Raw genomic sequence first — 4549 nt, 5'->3', positions numbered from 1 at the left:
GCTCACCGCCCTGCTCGGTCCGTCAGGCGGCGGCAAGAGCACGCTGCTGCGCATCATCGCCGGCCTCGACTCCGCCGACACCGGCACCGTGTCCATCGAGGGCACCGACGCCACCCGGCTGCCGCCGCAGAAGCGCAACGTCGGCTTCGTCTTCCAGCACTACGCCGTCTTCAAGCACATGACGGTCGCCAAGAACGTCGCCTTCGGGCTCGAGATCCGCAAGCGCCCCAAGGCCGAGATCGCCGAGCGCGTCGACGAGCTGCTCAGGCTCGTCCACCTGTCGCAGTTCGCGCACCGGCTGCCCTCCCAGCTCTCGGGCGGCCAGCGCCAGCGGATGGCCCTGGCCCGCGCCCTGGCGGTCGAGCCGAGCGTGCTGCTCCTCGACGAGCCGTTCGGCGCCCTGGACGCGAAGGTCCGCAAGGAGCTGCGCGAGTGGCTGCGCCGGCTCCACGACGAGGTCGCGGTCACCACGGTGTTCGTCACCCACGACCAGGAGGAGGCCCTCGAGGTCGCCGACGAGATCGTGGTCATCAACGAGGGTCGCGTCGAGCAGGTCGGCACCCCCGACCAGCTGTACGACGACCCGGCCAACGACTTCGTGATGTCGTTCCTCGGCGAGGTGACGCACCTGTCCGGCACCGTGATCCGACCCCACGACATCGACGTGTCGACGTCCCCCCAGCTCGCGGGGGCCGTCGAGGGCACCATCTCCCGGATGCTGCGGGTCGGCTTCGAGGTCCGGCTGCACGTGCTGACGGTGGACGGCGAGGACGTGTCGGTCGTGATGACCCGCACCCACGCCCGGTCGGTGGGCATCCGGGAGGGCAGCACGGTGTGGCTGACCGTGGCGTCGGGCGCGACCGTCGTACCCTCCATGCGCCCGTCGCTGGCCGGCTGAGGCCCGCCGTGACGAGGACGGCCTCACCCATATAGGTGATCCCCCGTGGTGGGGGCATCGATCCGATCCACCACGGGGGACGCGGGGATATCGTGCGGTCGTGAAGGCAACGAATCCGATCGAGGACCTGTGGGACGGCATCGAGGCCTTCGACGGGGAGGCCGCGGACCGTGCCCTGGTGGGTCTGCTGTGGGACGTCCCGCTCGGCGAGGCGCTCACCCGGGTCGTGATCCCGTTCCTGTCCGAGCTGGGCTCCCGATGGGAGGACGGCTCCCTCTCGGTGGCCCATGAGCACTTCGCCAGCAACCTGCTGCGCCGTCGGCTCTCGGCGCTGGCCCACCAGCACGAGGTGCTGCCCGCGCAGGACGGCCTCCGGCATCCCCGGGTGCTGCTGGCCTGCCCGCCGGGGGAGCGGCACGACCTGGTGCTGCTCTGCTTCTCGCTCCTGCTCGGGGAGGCGGGCTGGCGCACGCTCTTCCTCGGGGCCGACACCCCCGTCACGGCGATCGTCGGCGCCGCTCGTGCCGTCGACGCGGACGCCGTGGTGATCGCGGCGACCCGACCGACCGCGCTGACCGCCCACAGCACCTCGGTGGCCAAGCTCGCCCTCGACCACCCGGTCTTCATCGCCGGCCGGGGGGCAGACGAGGAGGTCGCCCGGGTGGTGGGTGCCCGGCTCCTGCCGAGCGACCTGGTGACGGCCCTGGACCACCTCGGTCCACGGGCGGCTGCCCAGCCGTAGGCCTGCGACCGCGCGAGGGGATACCGCCTCTGGACGATGATCGGACACGGTGGACGGGTGTACATCTGAACCGTGCCCGACCTTCGCAGGACCGCCGCTGGGACCGTCGCCGGTCTCCTGCTCCTCCAACCCCTGGCCGCGTTCGCCGCCGTTCCGGGGGACTCGTGGGGGATGGACCTCGCCGGGGGCGTGGTGCCGGACGCGCAAGGCACCCAGCCGATGACCTTCACGGGCTCCGGCATCCTGGCGGCCAGCGGCAAGGTCGGTGGAGCGGTGGAGTTCACGGCGTCGCCGTCGTTCGGCACCGTGGCGCACAGCCGGAACGACAACCCCGGGACGCAGAACTTCGCGGTGGGCGTGGTCTTCACCAGCCGCCCCATCCCGAGCCGGAGCTACAGCGGCAACGTCGTGCAGAAGGGCCTCTTCGGAGACGCCGGGCAGGTCAAGGTCCAGCTGGACACGTCGCACGGGGGGACGGTCGCCTGTCGGATCAAGGGCAGGTCGGGTGCCAGGATGCTCGTCTCGAGCGTCACCGTCGACGACGGGGCATGGCACACCGCGACCTGCTGGCGCGACGGGAGCGTCGTGGGCGTCACCGTCGACGGGGTCCAGCGGTCGGTGACGTGGAGCCCCGGGTCGATCGCCAACACCAAGAAGCTGACGGTGGGGAACAAGAAGTCCACCGCCGGTGCCTCCGACCAGCTCTTCGGGCGCGTCGACCTCGTCACCTGGGTGATCGACCCGGATGCCCGGGCGATCGTCGACGCGCAGGTGGCGAGCTCCGGCTGAGCGCTGCGCGGACTCGCAAGGCCCCGCTGAGTGTGACGACCAGAGCGTCTCCTGGTGGGTGCACCCCAGCAGGCTCAGCCGTCGTCACGCTCTGCGAGCAGGTCGACCTTCTGCTGGCGAGTGCGCTGGAGGTCGAYCAACCGTGCGGCGACGGTTGCCGAAGCCTCGGCAGCCTTGGCCTTGGCCTCGGCGTCGGCGACCGGGTCCGACTCATCGCCCACCGTGGCGACCCGGGCAGCCTTCTTGTTGACCAAGCGGTCGTCCTCGATGGCCTTCATGACCTGTTCCTCGGTCTCGGCGAGGGAGACGGCAAGGGCCTTGGTGCTCAGGGTGCGGGCGAGCTCACGCCGCTGGACCATCGGGTCCCAACGGACCGAGGGCCACTGGGGGTCCATGTCGACCAGGGTCTGGGTCAGGATCTCGGTGATGGCCAGACGGCTGTACCACTTGTGGTCTGCCGGGACGACGTACCACGGTGCGGCGTCGGTGGAGGTGCGGCGGAACACCTCGGCGTATGCCTTCTGGTAGTCCTCCCACTGGCGCCGGGTCGGCAGGTCGTTGGAGCTGTACTTCCAGTGCTTGTCGGGGCGGTCCAGGCGCTTCATGAGTCGAACGCCCTGCTCGTCGTGGCTGACCATCAACCCGAACTTCAAGACGGTCGTGCCCGCCGCGACGAGGTCGCTCTCGAACTGGTTGATCTCGTCGAACCGTGCCTCCCAGGTCGCGCGCGGCACCAGCGCGTCGACGGATGCGACGAGCACGTCCTCGTAGTGCGAGCGGTCGAAGACCCCGATGAGACCGGGTCCGGGCAGCTTCTTGCGAATCCGCCACAGGAAGTGGTGCTTCTGCTCCTCCTCGGTCGGCGCCCCGAACGACCGCAGGGCAACGCCCTGGGGGTCGACCTTGCTCATGACGTGCCGGGCGACGCCTCCCTTCCCGGCGGTGTCGAGACCCTGCACGATGATCAGGAGCGATCGGTCCGCCCCCGCCGAGCCCTCGGCGAACAGGCGCTCCTGCAGCTCGCTCAGCAGCTTGCCGCGCTGCGTGCAGAAGGACTCGGCCGACTTCTTGTCCTCGGTCCAACCGGGAGTCGCTCCCCGGTCCATCGCGTCCAGGTCGAAGTCGGGACCGGAGCGGAGGGCATCGCGTGGATCCTCGCGCCATGCGCCGACGTCACGTTTCTTGGCCATGGTTCAGCTCCCGGTTGTTCCTGGTTGAGGCCTGCCGTCGGGGTCGAACAACAGGTCGTACAGCCGCGGCGCCCACCGGAGCTGCTTGTCGGTCAGCTCCGGCGGAGCCAGCCGGCGCAGTCGACCGGGCGGGCGGGCGGCGTGCACCGATCCGCGCTTCGTCAACGCCTCTGCCACGGTTGCCACTCGCTGGCGGCGTCGTCGGTGACCCGGGATGCGGGAGGCCACCGATCGGGGGACAGGGGCGATGCGGTGCGGGAGCCGACCGGTGAGCACCCCACGGATACCGCTCTTCTTGTCGGGGGCGCCGCCGGCATACCACTCGTCGAGGGCATTCGCGCAGGCGACCATGGCGTCGAACAGCTCATGCGGGTCCTCGGGTACGTCGGCAGCGTCGCACCCCAGGTGCTCGGCGACCAGGGTTCGCAGCAGTACTCGCGGGAAGGAGTCCTCGGGCGCGGGCGAGTCCATCTCCCCGCGCTCGTCGAGCACGGTGCAGGCGATCTCACTGTCGCTGGTCCAGGAGCGTCGGTTGAGGTTGTCGGATCCGACGCTGGCCCAGCGGTGGTCGATGACGCAGGTCTTGGAGTGTACGTAGATAGGTATGCCGGCCTCGTTGCACAGGCCGAACACCGCGACCCGGTCGCCGCCTGCCTCGATGATCGTGCGCATCGCCCGGGACCGCCCGTAGAGCTGCGGCAGCTCGGCCAGCGCGCCTTCGCGGTCGGGCACCATCGGCAGCACCACCACCAGGCGGAGCTCGGGGTTGCGCCGCAGCGCCGTGGCGAAGTGCTCCCCGACGTCGTCGGACCACAGGTACTGGTCCTCGACGTAGACCAGCCGGTCGGCGTGGGCGATCGCCTTGGTGTTGCCCAGCATCACCGAGCGCTCCCCAGCGGGCGCGAAGTCGAAGCCCTTGGGCGCGATGAC

The 4549-nt window shown here is 70.4% G+C and carries 5 protein-coding genes; 3 read left to right on the top strand and 2 right to left on the bottom strand.

The features are described 5' to 3' along the window. The 3 genes from ACXJKL_RS15225 to ACXJKL_RS15215 all read left to right on the top strand — a co-directional run. Window positions 1-898, top strand: an 898-nt coding sequence (locus ACXJKL_RS15225; protein ID WP_457207879.1) for a sulfate/molybdate ABC transporter ATP-binding protein, incomplete at its 5' end; no start/stop codon positions are given. Window positions 899-998: 100 nt separating this feature from the next. Continuing rightward, on the top strand, window positions 999-1640 hold the full coding sequence (locus ACXJKL_RS15220) for a cobalamin B12-binding domain-containing protein (protein WP_457207878.1): 642 nt from the start codon (window positions 999-1001) through the stop codon (window positions 1638-1640). A gap of 72 nt (window positions 1641-1712) precedes the next feature. After that, window positions 1713-2429, top strand: a complete 717-nt coding sequence (locus ACXJKL_RS15215) for a LamG domain-containing protein (protein WP_457207877.1) — start codon at window positions 1713-1715, stop codon at window positions 2427-2429. Window positions 2430-2503: 74 nt separating this feature from the next. Here the strand turns inward: ACXJKL_RS15215 and ACXJKL_RS15210 are convergent, their stop codons facing one another. After that, the gene (locus tag ACXJKL_RS15210) at window positions 2504-3619 is read right to left on the bottom strand and encodes a PPK2 family polyphosphate kinase (RefSeq protein WP_457207876.1); all 1116 of its coding nucleotides are present in this window, start codon (window positions 3617-3619) and stop codon (window positions 2504-2506) included. A gap of 3 nt (window positions 3620-3622) precedes the next feature. Further along, window positions 3623-4549, bottom strand: a 927-nt coding sequence (locus tag ACXJKL_RS15205) for a phospholipase D-like domain-containing protein (RefSeq protein WP_457207875.1), incomplete at its 5' end; no start/stop codon positions are given.

The sequence above is a fragment of the Nocardioides sp. P5_C9_2 genome (assembly GCF_054049555.1).
This window is presented reverse-complemented; position numbering and strand designations above follow the sequence as displayed.